This is a genomic window from Stenotrophomonas sp. PE591 (genome assembly GCF_018320795.1).
GTDB lineage: Bacteria > Pseudomonadota > Gammaproteobacteria > Xanthomonadales > Xanthomonadaceae > Stenotrophomonas > Stenotrophomonas maltophilia.
Window position 1 is genome coordinate 886,777 of record NZ_JAAOKO010000001.1, and the last position, 14,653, is coordinate 901,429.

At 64.7% G+C, this 14,653-nt stretch carries 26 protein-coding genes; all 26 read left to right on the forward strand.

Annotation, left to right across the window (positions count from 1 at the left end; all coding sequences use genetic code 11):
* The first annotated feature begins 44 nt into the window (after positions 1–44).
* The 26 genes from JLDANKMP_RS04415 (at position 45) to JLDANKMP_RS04535 (ending at position 14,576) form a co-directional block, all read left to right on the forward strand.
* On the forward strand, positions 45–188 hold the full coding sequence (locus JLDANKMP_RS04415; protein ID WP_005412422.1) for a hypothetical protein: 144 nt from the start codon (positions 45–47) through the stop codon (positions 186–188).
* Positions 181–465 (forward strand): hypothetical protein, encoded by a 285-nt coding sequence (locus JLDANKMP_RS04420; protein ID WP_005412421.1) that lies wholly within the window; start codon positions 181–183, stop codon positions 463–465. Before JLDANKMP_RS04415 ends, JLDANKMP_RS04420 begins: the two co-directional genes overlap by 8 nt.
* Positions 465–623, forward strand: coding sequence for a hypothetical protein (locus JLDANKMP_RS04425; RefSeq protein WP_154267700.1), 159 nt, complete (start codon positions 465–467; stop codon positions 621–623). Before JLDANKMP_RS04420 ends, JLDANKMP_RS04425 begins: the two co-directional genes overlap by 1 nt.
* Complete coding sequence (locus JLDANKMP_RS04430; RefSeq protein WP_004154595.1) at positions 623–1,288, forward strand: hypothetical protein; 666 nt, start codon at positions 623–625, stop codon at positions 1,286–1,288. The genes JLDANKMP_RS04425 and JLDANKMP_RS04430 overlap by 1 nt, the downstream gene beginning before the upstream one ends.
* The gene (locus tag JLDANKMP_RS04435; RefSeq protein ID WP_049444495.1) at positions 1,272–1,709 is read left to right on the forward strand and encodes a RusA family crossover junction endodeoxyribonuclease; all 438 of its coding nucleotides are present in this window, start codon (positions 1,272–1,274) and stop codon (positions 1,707–1,709) included. Before JLDANKMP_RS04430 ends, JLDANKMP_RS04435 begins: the two co-directional genes overlap by 17 nt.
* Positions 1,710–2,072 carry an N-acetylmuramoyl-L-alanine amidase gene (locus JLDANKMP_RS04440; protein WP_004154593.1) on the forward strand — a complete coding sequence of 121 codons (363 nt, stop codon included), beginning with the start codon at positions 1,710–1,712 and terminating at the stop codon, positions 2,070–2,072.
* 11 nt (positions 2,073–2,083) lie between these two features.
* Positions 2,084–2,470, forward strand: coding sequence for a helix-turn-helix domain-containing protein (locus JLDANKMP_RS04445; RefSeq protein WP_004154592.1), 387 nt, complete (start codon positions 2,084–2,086; stop codon positions 2,468–2,470).
* A complete protein-coding gene (locus JLDANKMP_RS04450; protein ID WP_004154591.1) occupies positions 2,467–2,646 on the forward strand; it encodes a hypothetical protein in 180 nt (59 codons plus the stop codon). The genes JLDANKMP_RS04445 and JLDANKMP_RS04450 overlap by 4 nt, the downstream gene beginning before the upstream one ends.
* The gene (locus tag JLDANKMP_RS04455) at positions 2,633–4,264 is read left to right on the forward strand and encodes a toprim domain-containing protein (RefSeq protein ID WP_343237736.1); all 1,632 of its coding nucleotides are present in this window, start codon (positions 2,633–2,635) and stop codon (positions 4,262–4,264) included. Before JLDANKMP_RS04450 ends, JLDANKMP_RS04455 begins: the two co-directional genes overlap by 14 nt.
* A 165-nt stretch (positions 4,265–4,429) precedes the next feature.
* A complete protein-coding gene (locus JLDANKMP_RS04460; RefSeq protein WP_005412417.1) occupies positions 4,430–4,678 on the forward strand; it encodes a hypothetical protein in 249 nt (82 codons plus the stop codon).
* 10 nt (positions 4,679–4,688) lie between these two features.
* Positions 4,689–5,339, forward strand: coding sequence for a hypothetical protein (locus JLDANKMP_RS04465; RefSeq protein ID WP_212560609.1), 651 nt, complete (start codon positions 4,689–4,691; stop codon positions 5,337–5,339).
* 12 nt (positions 5,340–5,351) lie between these two features.
* Entirely contained in the window at positions 5,352–7,226 is a 1,875-nt protein-coding gene (locus tag JLDANKMP_RS04470; RefSeq protein WP_049417451.1) for a DNA polymerase, read from the forward strand.
* Entirely contained in the window at positions 7,208–7,546 is a 339-nt protein-coding gene (locus JLDANKMP_RS04475) for a hypothetical protein (protein WP_050483582.1), read from the forward strand. The genes JLDANKMP_RS04470 and JLDANKMP_RS04475 overlap by 19 nt, the downstream gene beginning before the upstream one ends.
* Positions 7,543–7,908 (forward strand): hypothetical protein, encoded by a 366-nt coding sequence (locus JLDANKMP_RS04480; protein WP_212560610.1) that lies wholly within the window; start codon positions 7,543–7,545, stop codon positions 7,906–7,908. Before JLDANKMP_RS04475 ends, JLDANKMP_RS04480 begins: the two co-directional genes overlap by 4 nt.
* Positions 7,909–7,936: 28 nt before the next feature.
* Positions 7,937–8,062 carry a hypothetical protein gene (locus tag JLDANKMP_RS22395; RefSeq protein WP_275426988.1) on the forward strand — a complete coding sequence of 42 codons (126 nt, stop codon included), beginning with the start codon at positions 7,937–7,939 and terminating at the stop codon, positions 8,060–8,062.
* The gene (locus tag JLDANKMP_RS04485) at positions 8,059–8,283 is read left to right on the forward strand and encodes a hypothetical protein (RefSeq protein ID WP_212560611.1); all 225 of its coding nucleotides are present in this window, start codon (positions 8,059–8,061) and stop codon (positions 8,281–8,283) included. Before JLDANKMP_RS22395 ends, JLDANKMP_RS04485 begins: the two co-directional genes overlap by 4 nt.
* The gene (locus JLDANKMP_RS04490) at positions 8,280–8,591 is read left to right on the forward strand and encodes a hypothetical protein (protein WP_212560612.1); all 312 of its coding nucleotides are present in this window, start codon (positions 8,280–8,282) and stop codon (positions 8,589–8,591) included. The genes JLDANKMP_RS04485 and JLDANKMP_RS04490 overlap by 4 nt, the downstream gene beginning before the upstream one ends.
* A complete protein-coding gene (locus JLDANKMP_RS04495; protein ID WP_212560613.1) occupies positions 8,588–8,737 on the forward strand; it encodes a hypothetical protein in 150 nt (49 codons plus the stop codon). Before JLDANKMP_RS04490 ends, JLDANKMP_RS04495 begins: the two co-directional genes overlap by 4 nt.
* Positions 8,738–8,942: 205 nt before the next feature.
* Complete coding sequence (locus JLDANKMP_RS04500) at positions 8,943–9,851, forward strand: phage exonuclease (RefSeq protein ID WP_249336782.1); 909 nt, start codon at positions 8,943–8,945, stop codon at positions 9,849–9,851.
* A 297-nt stretch (positions 9,852–10,148) separates the two neighbouring features.
* Positions 10,149–10,685 carry an adenylate kinase gene (locus JLDANKMP_RS04505; protein WP_004154581.1) on the forward strand — a complete coding sequence of 179 codons (537 nt, stop codon included), beginning with the start codon at positions 10,149–10,151 and terminating at the stop codon, positions 10,683–10,685.
* A 64-nt stretch (positions 10,686–10,749) separates the two neighbouring features.
* Positions 10,750–10,929 carry a hypothetical protein gene (locus tag JLDANKMP_RS04510; RefSeq protein WP_049434071.1) on the forward strand — a complete coding sequence of 60 codons (180 nt, stop codon included), beginning with the start codon at positions 10,750–10,752 and terminating at the stop codon, positions 10,927–10,929.
* Between the two features lie 20 nt (positions 10,930–10,949).
* The gene (locus JLDANKMP_RS04515) at positions 10,950–11,102 is read left to right on the forward strand and encodes a hypothetical protein (protein ID WP_005412406.1); all 153 of its coding nucleotides are present in this window, start codon (positions 10,950–10,952) and stop codon (positions 11,100–11,102) included.
* Positions 11,095–12,651 (forward strand): portal protein, encoded by a 1,557-nt coding sequence (locus JLDANKMP_RS04520; RefSeq protein WP_212560614.1) that lies wholly within the window; start codon positions 11,095–11,097, stop codon positions 12,649–12,651. The genes JLDANKMP_RS04515 and JLDANKMP_RS04520 overlap by 8 nt, the downstream gene beginning before the upstream one ends.
* Positions 12,652–12,667: 16 nt before the next feature.
* A complete protein-coding gene (locus JLDANKMP_RS04525) occupies positions 12,668–12,811 on the forward strand; it encodes a hypothetical protein (RefSeq protein ID WP_212560615.1) in 144 nt (47 codons plus the stop codon).
* A complete protein-coding gene (locus JLDANKMP_RS04530; protein ID WP_212560616.1) occupies positions 12,811–13,596 on the forward strand; it encodes a hypothetical protein in 786 nt (261 codons plus the stop codon). Before JLDANKMP_RS04525 ends, JLDANKMP_RS04530 begins: the two co-directional genes overlap by 1 nt.
* A 26-nt stretch (positions 13,597–13,622) precedes the next feature.
* The gene (locus JLDANKMP_RS04535; RefSeq protein WP_088476075.1) at positions 13,623–14,576 is read left to right on the forward strand and encodes a capsid protein; all 954 of its coding nucleotides are present in this window, start codon (positions 13,623–13,625) and stop codon (positions 14,574–14,576) included.
* The last annotated feature ends 77 nt before the right edge of the window (positions 14,577–14,653 follow it).

Genomic DNA, 14,653 nt, shown 5'->3' on the forward strand with positions numbered 1-14,653 from the left:
TCCATCCCCCTTTGGCAATTGATACCCCAAGCGAGAACATCAACATGAGCATCAACTACCAGCACGCACTGAACACCTACGTTGCCCAGGACCACTTCGGTGTGGTCCTCGGCATCTACAACCCGGCCGAACACGGCACGGTCGAGGAGTTCAAGCACCGCATGACGGAGCTGCACGCAGGTGCGTGATCGCGTCATCGACGGACTGCACTCACGTTCTGCCGAGAGCGCCGCACGCGGCGCTTTCGTCGTGATCGACAGCGTGCAGTCCCTCGGCCACCCGGCCGATCAGGTGATCGGCTTGGCGTGCGCCTTCAAGAACTTCTGCGAAGTGCTCGGCCTCGATCCGATGGAAGTGCTGCGGGTCGTCTCGCGCATGGAGCAGGACTGCCGCTACCGGCAGGTCAACACCCTCAACGCCGTGCGCCGCTACGCGGAGCGCGAGCTGAAACCGCACTACCCGTGATGCGTGACCCGATCACCGACGCCTTCATCGACGAGGCGCTCATCGGCTTCGACATCGACGAAGCCTTCGGCATTTCCGCCGACACCCCGCTGACCGCCGCCGCTGACCTGTGGCGCGCGGGCATCTATCTCCCGACCAACTACGAGACCGACAACTGATGGCAACCAAGAAGCGCGAACGATTCGTCTCCCCCAAGGGCACCGCCGTGTGGCCGCGCCTGAACGAACCGGACACCAAGTTCAAGCCGGAAGGCGAATACACCGTGAGCCTGGCGTTCGACCCGAACGACAAGGACTTCAAGGCCCTGGCGAAGAAGCTGGAAACCCGGCGCGACGAGCTGTTCCAGGAGTTCCTGAGCGAGAACCCGAAGAAGAAGAAGGGTGCCGAAGTGGCCCCGGTGTTCACCGAAGAAACCGACGAGAACGGCGATGACACCGGCCGCGTGCTGGTGAAGTTCAAGATGAAGGCCAGCGGCGTCAGCAAGCGCACCGGCAAGAAGTTCACCATGCGCCCGGACATCTTCGACGCCCGCGGCAAGAAGATCGACAACCCGCCGCAGATCGGCGGCGGCAGCGAACTCAAGGTCTCCTACGAGATCGGCGGCTCGTTCGTCGAATCGGCCAAGAAGTTCTACCTGACCTGCTACATGGTCGCCGTCCAGGTGATCGAGCTGGTCGAGTTCGGCCAGCGCAACGCCAAGGACTACGGCTTCGGCGAGGAGGACGGCTACGAGGCCGCCGACAGCGCGCCGTTCAGCGACAGCGATGACGACTCGGACGACGACAGCGACTCCGACGACGAGGGCGATGACGGCGACTACTGATCCGCTGTCGGTCATCGTGGACACCGCGAGGGGGGCCAAGCATTTGGCCTCCCTCACGTTCCCGTTTGACCCGGTGCCCGCCTCGCGCCCAAAGGTTTCGCGCTGGGGCGTCTACTACGGCAAGACCTACAAGACCTGGAAGGAAGCGGCAGAGAAGCATCTGCCGGCCGGTGACCTGGACCTGTCGCCGACCGATCCGGTTTTAGTGGTCATCATCGCGGTATGCAAACGCGCCAAGACCTCGAAGGCCGCGTTTCCCAAGGGCGACGTGGACAACCTCGCCAAGGGGCCGATGGACGTTGTGACCAAAGCCACCGGCTATTGGGCCGACGACAAGCAAGTCATGTGGCTGCTCTCCGGTAAGCGCTGGGCGCAGCCGGACGAAGAACCACGCACCGAAGTCCACCTCTACAAACTCTAAGTGCGCCTCAAACCTCTGGAATCGGTAGAGGCGCTGTTCGTCCTCGCCAGCATGACCCGCCCCGAGCAGGTCACGACCGGCGAAGAACTCGCACGCCTGCACCGCTCGCAGGGCTACTCGAAGATCGCCGTCCACTTCGTCATCGAACGTGACGGCTCGATCTACGACGGTCGCCCGCTGAATCAGCCCGGCGCTCTCGCCGGTAAGCACAACCAATCCGCATACCAAGTCTGCCTCCTGGGCGGCGTCAACGACGCCATGCAGCCCGAGGACAACTTCACCGAAGCCCAACACGCCGCGCTGCGACGCCTGCTCGCCGCCTACGGCAAGCCCGTCGTGTGGGCACCTGACTTCCCTCGATAGGAGAACCCAACGTGAAACCGCTGCCCCCGCAAACCCAGGTCGTCCTGGATCACCTGCGTCGCCACTCGCACCTGACCTCGTGGCAGGCCGAAGGCGTCTACCGCATCCGCCGCCTCGCCTCGCGCGTCGATGAGCTGCGCGCTGCTGGCTTCGAGATCGAAACGCAGACCTGCGAGGACGCCTCGGGGCAGCGGTACACGCGCTATCGCCTGTCGCGCCGTCAGCGCCGCAGCAAGGCTCCGCTCCTGGAAGCGCGCCGCGCTCCGAAGCAGTACCGCGTCGATGCGCTGCTCCAGCTCTATCGCAACTACTGCACCGACGAGCTGGGCCTCGACGCCAACGATGCGACCGAAGAAGTCGCTGCATTCACCAAGTTCCTGCTGGAGAAGAACGCATGACCAACACCGCCACCACCGTCATTCCGTCCGCGATGCGCCTGGCTTTCGAGCGCGCATGGGCGCGCGCCGACAAGCCGTTCCGCGGCCTGGGCCGCACCGTCAAGGGTGCGCTGAATCGTCGCCTCGGCATTTCCTACCGCAAGCGCATGTGGTCCGTGGAGCGTGCAAAGCGCTGACTCCGAATACCTCCACAAAGAGCCGTGCCCGAACTGCGGCAGCAAGGACAACCTTGCGCGCTACAGCGACGGGCACGGCTACTGCTTCGGCTGCGGTCACTACGAGCCAGCCGAAGGCGAGGAGGTCTCTCAACCCACCAGCAGGAAAACCATGAGCGACTTTGCGAAGGGTGAACCGCAAGCCCTGGCGAAGCGCGGTATCACTGAGGAAGCATGCCGTAAGTACGGCTACTGGATCGGCAAGGACAAGCACGGCAAGACCGTGCAGATCGCCAACTACAAGCGCGATGGCGGCATCGTCGCGCAGAAGCTCCGCTACCCCGACAAGAAGTTCTCGTTCATCGGCGACTCGAAGGCGTGCGGGCTGTTCGGCCAGCACCTCTACGAACCGGGGCGACGCCTCGTCATCACCGAAGGCGAGATCGACGCGCTCTCCGTGGCGCAGGCACTCGGCCTCCGCTGGCCGGTGGTGTCCGTCCCGAACGGGGCGCAAGGCGCGGCCAAGTCCATCAAGCGCGAGCTGGAGTGGGTCAACGGCTTCGACGAGGTTGTGCTCATGTTCGATATGGACGAACCGGGCCAGGCCGCCGCGCAGGAAGTGGCGCTGCTGCTGACTCCCGGCAAGGCCAAGATCGCACAGCTCCCGGCGAAAGACCCGAACGAGCTGCTCCAGCGTGGCGATGCCGAGGCGATCACTCGCGCCATCTACGAAGCGCAGACCAAGCGCCCCGATGGCGTGGTGACGTTCGGCTCCCTCAAGGAGAAGGCACTCAAGCCGGTCTCGATGGGCATGCCTTGGCACGACCCGCGCCTCACCGCGCTGACCTACGGCAAGCGGTACGGCGAGGTCTACACCTTCGGCGCGGGCACCGGCATCGGCAAGACCGACTGGCTGATGGAGGAAGCAGCCTTCATCGCGCAGGAAACCGGCGACCTCGTTGGCCTGTTCTTCCTGGAGCAGCAGCCGGTCGAGACGGCGAAGCGCATGGCAGGCAAGGTCGCAGGCCGCCGATTCCACGTCCCCGATGGAAGCTGGACGCAGGAGGAACTGGAAGCCGCGTTCGAGATTCTCGACAAGGGCCAGGTGTTCATCTACGACCACTTCGGCTCGTCCGAGTGGGACGTGATCGAAGCCAAGATGGCCCACATGGTCGTCGCCGAGGGCGTCAAGCACATCGTCCTCGACAACCTCACGTCGTTTGCGGCCGGTGCCGAGGACGAGCGGAAGATGCTGGAGGACACGATGGCGAAGATCGCGCAGTTCGCGCAGCGCCACCTCATCTGCATCTACCTGGTCTCGCACCTCGCCACGCCGGAAGGCAAGCCCCACGAGGAAGGCGGGCGCGTGATGCTCCGTCACTTCAAGGGCAGCCGCGCGATTGGCTTCTGGACGCACTTTGCGTTCGGGCTGGAGCGCAACACGCAGGCCGAGAACGAGGCCGAGCGCAACTGCACGACCTTCCGCGTCCTCAAGGATCGCTTCACCGGCCAGTCGAACGGCCAGGTTCTCTACTACAGCTACGACCACGCATCCGGCCGTCTGCTCAATGCAGATGCTCCGGGCGAATACGGCGACTTCGCCGACGAGTCATCCGATGTATCCACCTCCGACTACTGACGGCCGCTCGGTCGTCGGCTTCATCCCATCTGATGCGCCGCTCTCCTTCGCTGAGAGCCTCGTTCTCCCCTACCAACTCCCGCGCTCCGACCAAGCCTGCCGTGTCATGTACGGCAAGCCTGGGCGGCGCGTGGTCATCCACATCAAAGCCGAGGAACTACCCCAATGAAAGAGATCGTCGCCATCGCAATCGACCTGCTGACCGCTCCGTTCCGCAAGGACACCGTGACCGACGTGGTGAAGGTGCTGGAGGGCCAGGTGGACAAGCTGTTCAAGATCAGCGCCGACCGCATCGCCACCGCCTCGACGCTGCGCGACAAGGCCGATGTCCTGCACTCGCAGGCCGACGAGCACGAGGAAGAAGCCGAGCGCGCCCTGCGCGTCGCCGAGCGCTTCACCAACCTGATCCGCTAAGGGACCAACCATGACTGCCGAGCAACACGCTCGGTCCCTGTTCGACGTGTTGCCGGCCGAAGTCCGCCACCTGGTGATCCTGGGTGGCGGAAGCCTGCGCGCGTTCTACGACGGGACCGAAATCAAGGACATCGACTGCTTCTTCGTGTCACTTGCGAGCTACACCTACGTGGCCGCGTACCTGAGCGGCCGCAGCGACTGGACCAGCGAGGCCGCCCCAAACGGCATCCGCAACTTCCGCTCGCCCGAGGGTCACCTCGTGAGCCTGATCGGCTTCGAGTTCGGCACGCAGCACGAGCACTGCGCCCGGTTCGATCTGCGGTGCTGCGCCCATGTCGCCATCTACGAACCCAGCACCGACGAGGTGGTGGTCGTATCCCTCGAAGGCGCGGTTGCCGACGCATCGGAGAAGCTGCTTTTCGTGCTGAACAACAACGGCACCGAGCGCACCATCCGCCGCATCACGCACTACGTCGAGGACTACGGCTACACGCTGCATCCCGACCAGCCCGAGCAGGACGAACTGTTCGAGGACGACGACTTCCCCGGCCACGCGCCGCAGGGCGTCCGCACGCCGCCGAAGGCCCCCGAGCCGGAGTACATCCTCCGCGCCCGTCGCCGCGTCCGCGCAATCCCCGTAACCAACCACGGCTACCCGTAAGGAGGACCGCCGTTGATCCTCGTATTCGACTGCGAGACCAATGGCCTCCTCGACGAACTTGACACGATCCACTGCATTTCCCTCCAAGAGGTAGATGAGACCGGCGCACCGCGCGGTCCCATCCTGTCCGCCAACGATCACGGCACGGGCGAAATGACAGTCCGTCAGGCGGTCGAGAGGCTCAAGAAGGCCAAGCGCGTTGTCGGCCACAACATCGCCGGATTCGACATTCCGGCCATCGCCAAGGTGTTCCCGGACTTCAAGGTCCAGGCGTACTTCGACACGCTGCTGATGTCCACGCTGGTCTACCCGGACCTCAAGGACCGCGACTTCAAGGCCCGCAAGAAGCAGGGAGCGAACCCGGTGTTGCCGGGCAAGCTGATTGGCCGCCACGCACTCGAAGCGTGGGGCTACCGCCTCGGTCGCTGGAAAGGCGACTACGCGGCGCAGATGGCCGCACGCGGCCTCGATCCCTGGGCACAGTGGTCTCAGGAAATGGACGACTACTGCGACCAGGACGTTGCGGTCACGCAAGCGCTGTTCGCGTTGCTGATGAGCAAGGGCCTCCCTACCGAGGCCATCGAGCTGGAGCAGGCCGTCGCGCCGATCCTCTCGCGTCAGCAGCGCTACGGCTACCTGTTCGATCAGGAGAAGGCGCGTGAGCTGGAGTGCATCCTCGTGTCCCGGCGCACTGCGCTGGAGGCCGAGTTGCGCAAGGTCATTCCGCCGTGGAAGGTGGTGAAGCGCAAGTTCGTACCGAAGCGCGACGACAAGCGCCGCGGTTACGTCAAGGGCGTGGAGGTCACGACCTACAAGGACGTGGTGTTCAACCCGGCAAGCCGCCAGCACATCGCTGACCGCTTGACTGCAATGTACGGCTGGCAGCCCCAGGAGTTCACCGAGAAGGGCCAGCCGAAGATCGACGAAGAAGTCCTGGGCGCGCTCAAGTTCCCGATCATCCCGCTCCTGCTGGAGCACTTCATCGTCAACAAGCGCCTCGGCCAGCTCGCCGAAGGCGACGAGGCGTGGCTCAAGGCCATCAAGAAGGACGGCCGCATCCACGGCAGCGTGAATCAGAACGCAGCGGTGACCGGCCGCATGACGCACTCGAAGCCGAACATCGCTCAGGTGCCGAAGGTCCAGCACTCGAAGGAGAAGGGAATCCTCAAAGGTCAGGAAGGCGGCTACGGATTCGAGTGCCGCTCGTTGTTCTGCGTCCCAACAGGGAAGCTCCAGGTCGGCGCGGACGCCTCGGGATTGGAGCTGCGCTGCCTGGCGCACTTCATGGCAAAGCACGACGGCGGCGAGTACGCCAAGGTCATCCTCGAAGGAGACATCCACTCCGTCAACCAATCGGCGGCAGGACTGCCCACCCGCGACAACGCCAAGACCTTCATCTACGCCTTCCTCTACGGGGCAGGCGACGCGAAGCTCGGCTCCATCGTGGGTAAGGGTCGCCAGGCCGGGGCGAAGCTCCGCTCGAAGTTCCTGGCCGGGCTGCCTGCGCTGGAGAAGCTGGTACGCGGGGTCAAGAAGCGCGCGGCCGAGAAGGGATACCTGATCGGTCTCGACGGCCGGAAGCTGCACATCCGCAGCGACCACGCCGCGCTCAACACCCTGCTCCAGTCGGCCGGTGCGCTGGTGATGAAGAAAGCCCTGGTGATCCTCGACGCCGACCTGCAAGCCGCAGGGTTGGTGCCGGGCGTCCACTACGAGTTCCTCGCCAACGTCCATGACGAGTGGCAGATCGAAGTGGACGAGGACAAGGCCGAGTTTGTGGGCAAGACCGCCCAGGCTGCCATCCGCAAGGCTGGCGATTACTTCGGCTTCCGCTGTCCACTCGATGGCGAGTTCAAGATCGGAAGGAATTGGGCCGAGACGCACTGACCCGCGGCAAGCGGGACATTGCACTCGCCCTGGTGCGCCAAGCGAAACGCCGGGCAGCAAGGAAGGGACTGCCGTTCGACCTCACGTCGGACGACATCGTGGTCCCCGACTTCTGCCCGGCGCTGGGCATCCCGCTGTATCGCGCTGTCGGGCGCAAGGCCCAAGGCCCCAACTCACCCACGCTCGACCGCATCGAACCTGACCTCGGCTACGTCCGGGGCAACGTGCGCGTGATCTCCGCACGCGCGAATCAGATCAAGTCCGACGCGACTCCCTCGGAGCTTCTGCGAGTCGCCTGTTACGTCCAAGAGAACCGATGAACCCAACCAACATCCTGCGCGCCCTCGCGGCGCTGCTGGTCGTTGCCGCGCTCGCGGCTGGCGGCTTCGCAGCCTGGAAGTACACCGCAATGGCCCAGCGCGTGACGGAGCTGGAGGAGTCGGCAAAGGAACTGGCCGACCTCAAGCAGACCGTCGAGACCCTCAACCGCGAAGCCGTGCGCCGCTCTGCCTTCGATGCAGCGCTGCGGAACGCCCGCGCCACCACCCACCGCTCTGTGGAGATTGCAGCAAATGCTGACCCGGAAACTGGCGATTACCTGTCTCGCCGCATTCCTGACGAGCTGCGCCGCGCGCACCTCGAAAGTCGTGCCGGAGCAGTTCCTCCAGCCGACCGTCATTGAGGGCACGCACTCCTCACTCGACGCCGTGATGGCTGACCCGACCACCACCACCTACGACCTCTACCGCTTCGGCGGCAACGCCGAGGACGGCCTCCTGCGCTGCAACGCCGACAAGGCGAGCGCCCTGGAAGTCCTCAAGGAGAACCGAAAGTGACCCGTCCCTACACCCTTCACCTTGTCGGCGGTCCCGCTGACGGGCAGAAGCACCTCGTCCGTGATTGCTCTGGCTGCTTCCGCGTCGCTGAGGCGCCCGAGCTGGAAATGTGGCGGCAGGGTGAAATCACGCCCGACCGCGTGCTTGCCAAGGTCCACACCTACGTCATCCGCCAAGTCGGCCGCAACTGCGTCGTCGGCATCCACGAGAGCATGGCATGAAGCGCGCACTTCTGATCTTGGCGCTGTGCGCTGGCCTCGCTGCGTGCGACATGAAGCCCTGGCCGCCGCGCGAGGACTTTGGCTCGTGCCTGAAAGGGCACAGCGAGTACTCCTACATCATCACGTGGCAGTCGATGTGTGCGGGGAACTCCTGCACGCAGATTCCGTACACCATCCCGACCACCGACTTCGTGTGCGACGAGCATGAGTACCCGCTCGGCGACGGCCCGGAGTACCAGGCCGGAATGAAGCGCTACGCCGCCGAGCTACAGGCGTGGTACGAGCGCCACCCGGAGGAGCGGCCGTGACTTCCTACGTCACCTATCGGCCACCGCAGGCGGCCGGTTCCTGGGCCATCGGCGGCAACTTCTTCGTGCAGGTCGGGGAGCGTCCGAACTGGCTGCACCGCTGGTTCGCGCTGGCGTTCCTGGGATGGCAGTGGGTGGACGCATGAGTCGCCAGGCCGAAGCCCGAGAGGCTCAAGGGTATACCCCCAAGCACACACCCACCGTGTGTAGGAACTGCGCCTTCTATAGCTCGCAGGTGCGTGAGGAGGAGACGGCATACGGAACGTACACCCATGAATCCCGTCTGCGTTGCAGCAAGGGCGGATTCGCCGTGAAGAAGATGGGGACGTGCAACGAGTGGGTGAGCCGCCGATGAACAAGCGCGGCCCCCTGCTGCTGATCGACGCCGACGTGCTGCGCTACCAGCTCGCGTTCTCGAACACCGCGAACATCGACTGGAACGGCGACGGCAACAAGGTCGAAGCGATCCAGCCCGAGCGCGCGAAGGCGAAGCTGGAGGACTACATCGACGAGATCGTCGAGAAGTTCGGCGCGCGTGATTACCTGCTGGCCCTGTCCTGCAAGAAACACAACTTCCGCAAGGACATCGACCCGACCTACAAGCTCAACCGTGCCAGCAAGGACAAGCCTGCCCTGTGGTACGTGCTCGACGAGTTCGTATACGACGAGTTCGGCGACAAGATCGTGGAGATCGAGAACCTGGAAGGTGACGACGTGCTTGGCCTGCTGGCCTCGCACCCGAATCCGAAGCGCGCGCCAGGCAGCCGCATCGTCGTGTCCATCGACAAGGACATGCAGACGATCCCCGGCATCCGTCTCTACAACCCCAACCGTCCCGACGTTGGCGTCCGGCCGATCTCGGCTCACGACGCTGACCTGTTCTGGATGAAGCAGGTGCTCACGGGCGACCAGGTGGACAACTACCCCGGCTTCCCCGGCATCGGCCACAAGGGCGCGGACGAGCTGCTCATGCCAATCCACGAGGCGTACCGCGATTCGTCCGTCGAGGAGCACCTCGGCGCGCTGTGGAACACCGTCGTCACCACCTACACCACCCGCATCCCCCGCAGCGGCACCGAGCCGCTGACGGAGCATGACGCCTTGGTGCAGGCGCGCCTCGCGCGCATCCTGCGCTACGGCGACTACAGCCCCTCCAATCGAACAGTGAGGCTGTGGTCGCCCCCGGTTACTTCCGGTCCAAGAAGCAAATCTGCGGCGGCTCGGCGAGGATCACCTGACCGTTATCCAACTCAACGATAGCGCGGGTTACAGGAATTGCGTTGTTGCCCTCGTCGTAGGTGACGTCGCGGCCCCACTCGACGAATGTCCCCTTCTCGGTCTTGTGGACGTACTTGATCTCGACGCGACGCTTTTCGTCAGCCATTTGCTTTTCTCCTTGTTGGTTGTGACCCCGGCATTCCGGTGCCGTGGCGATTATGTCCGAACGGACGCACGTCAGGGAATCGGCAATGTGCGAAAGATGAACAAACTTATCCAATCTCAGCAACATCGCCCTCCGGCCCGCCTCGTGCGGGCCTTTCCTTTTCTGGAGTCCCCATGAAGATCATCGGAATCACCGGCCGCGCCCGTAGCGGCAAAGACACCCTGGCCGAGTTCCTGGTCAGCGACCACGGCTTCGTGAAGCTGTCCTTCGCGGCCCCGATCCGCGCCTTCGTGGCGGACATCACCGGCCTGCCGGTGTCCGCGATGGAGGACGGCCCGCTCAAGGAGGAGCCGCTCGACTGGCTCAACGGGCAGACCCCGCGCCGCCTGATGCAGACCGTGGGCACCGAGTGGGGCCGCGAAATGATCGACCGCGACCTGTGGGTCAAGGTGGTCGCGCAGAAGATCCGTCAGGCCCGCCGCGACGGCGCTGCTGGCGTCGTGGTGTCGGACGTTCGCTTCGACAACGAGGCGCAGTTCATCCGTGAGTGGGGCGGCCAGGTGGTCCAGGTGCTCCGCGACAGCGCGGCCCCGGTCTCGGCGCATGCCTCCGAGGCAGGCGTCCACGGCGACCTGATCGACACCGTGATCGACAACAACGGCCCGATCCACCGCCTGCGGATGGTCGCGGAATCGCTGGCCCGACTCTAAGGGTTTAGTGGTCATCATCGGGGGAAACGACAGTTTCCCCACCTATTCATAACCCAGGAGTTCTATGCAAATCCCTCTGCACTCCTACGACCTGATCGACCTCCTGGACGAACTGCACCCCGAAGTGATCTACGACCCCGCCCAGCCGAAGGAGGAGTTCCTGCTCCGGCAGGGCGAGCGTCGCCTGATCCTGCGGCTCAAGGCGCTGCGGAAGGTCGAGCAGATGGATCACCGCGCCCGCTAACCATGTGCAGCAAGCCCAACATGCCGGACCAGCAGGAGAAAGACCCGATCCTGCTGACCCGCCAGGACACCCAGCCGACCGGCCACGCGGCCGATCAGCGGCGTAAATCCAAGGTCCGCCTGGACCTGAACAACGCAACGCAGTACCAAGGACTGACCATTCCGAATGGCTGACGCCAAGCAGACCTCGGCCGAGAAGCAGACGGCCGCGAAGCGCTACGGCGATCTCAAGTCCAACCGCAAAGAAGCCGAGACGCGCGCCAAGCGCTGCGCCAAGGTCACCCTGCCCCGCCTGTGGGTGGACGAGGGCGCGAAATCGCGCACCCCCGGTTCCGCCTATATCGACACCGGCCCGAAGTGCGTCAACGCCCTGGCCTCGAAGATCGTGCTGGCCTGGCTCCCACCGAACGCCTCGGTATTCAAGCTCGCGCCTGACCAGGCCGTCGCCGAGAACATCGCCGAGCAGGCTGGCGTGGAGACCTCCGAGCTGGAGGCCGCGCTGGTGGACGTGGAGCGGGTCATCGTCAACGACCTGGAGACCAGCGGCGTCCGCCCGGTCCTCAGCGAGGCAGCCAAGCACGCCATCGTCCTCGGCAACTTCCTGCTCTACGACCCCGACGAGGGCAAGCCGAAGCTGTACCCGCTGACCTCCTACGTGACCGACCGCGATGGCCTGGGCAACGTTCTGGAGATCATCACGCTCGACAAGATCGCCCCGGCCATGCTGCCGGACTCGATCCGCGCGGCGGTGATGCAGAAGCTCGCCCAGGAACGCGACGAAAAGACCAAGAACGACGACGTGAACCTCTACACCTGGGTGCGTCGCTCGGAAGATGGCAAGCAGTGGGAAGTGGTCCAGGAGGTCGAGGGCGTCGAAGTCCCCGAAACCGTGGGCACCTACCCCATCGACGCCTGCCCGTGGATTCCCCTGTGCGCCCCGCCGTCCCTCGTGGACGACTACGGCGAGGGCTTGGTCTACGACTACGTGGGCGCGTTCGAGTCGCTGGAGGCGCTGCGCAAGGCAATCCGCAAGGGTGCCGCCGCGCTGGCGAAGATCATCATGTTCCTCAAGCCGACCTCGACGATCCGCGAGCGCCAGCTCACCGAGGCCGAATCCGGCGCGGTGCTGCGTGGCGAGGCCAGCGACGTGACCACGCTCCAGCTCCAGAAAGCCTACGACCTGAACTTCGTGCGTCAGGAGGCCGAAGGGCTGGCGAACTCGCTGGAGCTGATCTTCGGCGTGAAGTCCGCCGTGCAGCGCCCCGGCGAGCGTGTGACCGCCTACGAAATCCGGGTGCTCACCCAGGAACTCGACGACGCCCTCAGCGGCTTCATGGCGATGTCGGGCGAGCAGCTCTTGCTGCCGCTGATCCGCCGCCGCCTTCACAAGCTCCAGAAGCAGGGTCGCCTGCCCGAGCTGCCGCAGGAACTCATCAAGCCGCGCATCACCGTTGGCATCGCCGCCCTCGGCCGCGGTCACGACCTGAACAAGCTGATCGAGTTCGGTCAGGCAGTGGATGCGCTTGTCGGCGCAGAGGAGAAGGCACGCCGCCTCAACAGTGGCGAGGCGATCTCCCGACTGGCCGCCGCTTCCGACATTTCCACCAAGGGCCTGATCCGCTCCGACGACGAGCTTGCTGCCGAGCAGCAGGACGCCTCGGCGCAGGAGGCGATGGTCCGTGCCGCTCCGAATATCGCCTCAGCGATGACCCAAACCCCGTAACCCCGAGAAGGACGCAATGTCGAACGAACCCACCGAGAAGCCCGCCAAGCCGACCAAGGAAGCCCCGAAGGCTCCGAGCGTCGAGCGTAAGGGCAAGGCCGAGATCACCCGCAAGACGAACGGCCTGGTCATCGTCAACTACAAGCCCGAGGACAAGTAATGTCGCAGCCGGGCAAGTCCGAAGTGATCGTCAGCCTTGACGGCATCAACGGCCAGCCGACCCCAGGTCAGCAGCCGCCGCAGAACTCCCAGGACACCCAGCAGCCCGCAACGGGCGCGCAGGGTGGCACCGATGGCGAGCGCCTGTTCGGCGGCAAGTACAAGACCGTGGAGGAGCTGGAAGCCGCCTACGCAGAACTGAGCACGCCAGCCGACGACAAGGGTGGCAAGGGCGGCCCCGCGACCATCGACGACGCCACCGCGGATGATGCGCGTGACGCCTTGGCGCGGGCTGGCCTGAACCTGGACGACTTCGCCACCGAGTTCAACTCGAACGGCTCGCTGTCCGAGGAGAGCTACAAGAAGCTCCAGGATGCGGGCTATCCGAAGGAGCTGGTGGACGTGTACGTCGATGGCCTGCGCGCTCGCGTGCAGACCTACGAGAACGCCGTCTACTCGCCAGCAGGTGGCAAGGCCGGTTACGACGGCCTGGTCCAGTGGGCCAAGACCAACCTGAGCGCCGAGCAGAAGCGGGCGTTCAACGAAGCGGTGCAGTCCGGCGACGCCGGCCGCGCAGCGCTGGCAGTCCAGGGCCTCGTCGCCCTCCGTGGCGGCAACGGCCGCCTTCTGAACGGCAAGACCGCGGCGAACGCCGATGCTGGTCCCAAGCCGTTCCAGTCGCAGGCGCAGGTCGTCGAAGCGATGCGCGATGTGCGCTACCACCGTGATCCGGCTTACCGCGCGGAAGTCTCCGCCCGCCTGGCCGTGTCGCCGCTGTTCAAGTAATCCACTCAACCTCAAGCAAGGACTAAATGTCGGACGCAATCCCCTCCCGCCTGGGTCAAGCCCAGGCCAACGGCGACGCCTGGGCGCTGTTCAAGCAGAACTACACTGCTGAAACCATCACCAGCTTCGTCGAGAACTACAAGCTGGACGGCCGCGTGTCGGTGCGCAATATCGAGAGCGGCAAGTCCGCCTCGTTCCCGAACGTCGGCACCATCGGCTCCGAGTACCATGTGCCGGGCACCGAGATCAAGGGCTTGGTGGTCGAGCACAACGAGACCATCATCACCCTCGATCCGATGCTGATCTCGCACGCCTTCATCGCCAACATCGACGAGGCGATGAACCACTACGACGTGCGTTCCGAGTACACCCGTCAGCAGGGTGCGGAGCTGGCGCTCAAGCGCATGCAGAACGAGCTGCGCTGCGCGATCCTGGCCGCTCGTACCACCGAAGGCAAGGTCGAAGGCCAGCCGGGTGGTGCCATCATCAAGGCCGCCACGATGGCCTCTGATCCGACCGTGCTGGCCGATGCGTTCCGCAACGCCCGCATGCTGTTCGACGAGAAGCTGCTGCCGGACAACCCGCAGGAGTTCACTGGCGCACTGGCCCCGGCTCAGTGGTATCTGCTGACCGAGAACAAGGACTTGATCGACCGCGACATCAACGCGGAATCGAACGGCTCCTACGGCCAGGCGATCATTTCCTCGGTCGCCCGCATCCCGCTGGTGAAGATCAACGCGATGCCGCGTGTCGATGAGTCGTCCCTGGCCTCGATCCCGGCCAAGTACCGCGGCAACTTCGCGGACACCGTTGGCGTGATCTTCCACCGCTCGGCGGTCGGCACCCTCAAGCTGCTGGACCTGTCCCTGGAGGACGTGTACCAGGGCGAGAAGCAGGGCACCCTGATGCTGGCGAAGTACGCGCTGGGTCACGGCATCCTGGCTCCGCGCGGTGCCATCGAGCTGTCGAAGGCCCCGTAAGCAACACAGCGCCGTTGGGCAAATCCCGCGGCGCTTCAATCTCTCTCCATCTACGGGGGACATCCACATGGGTGTCC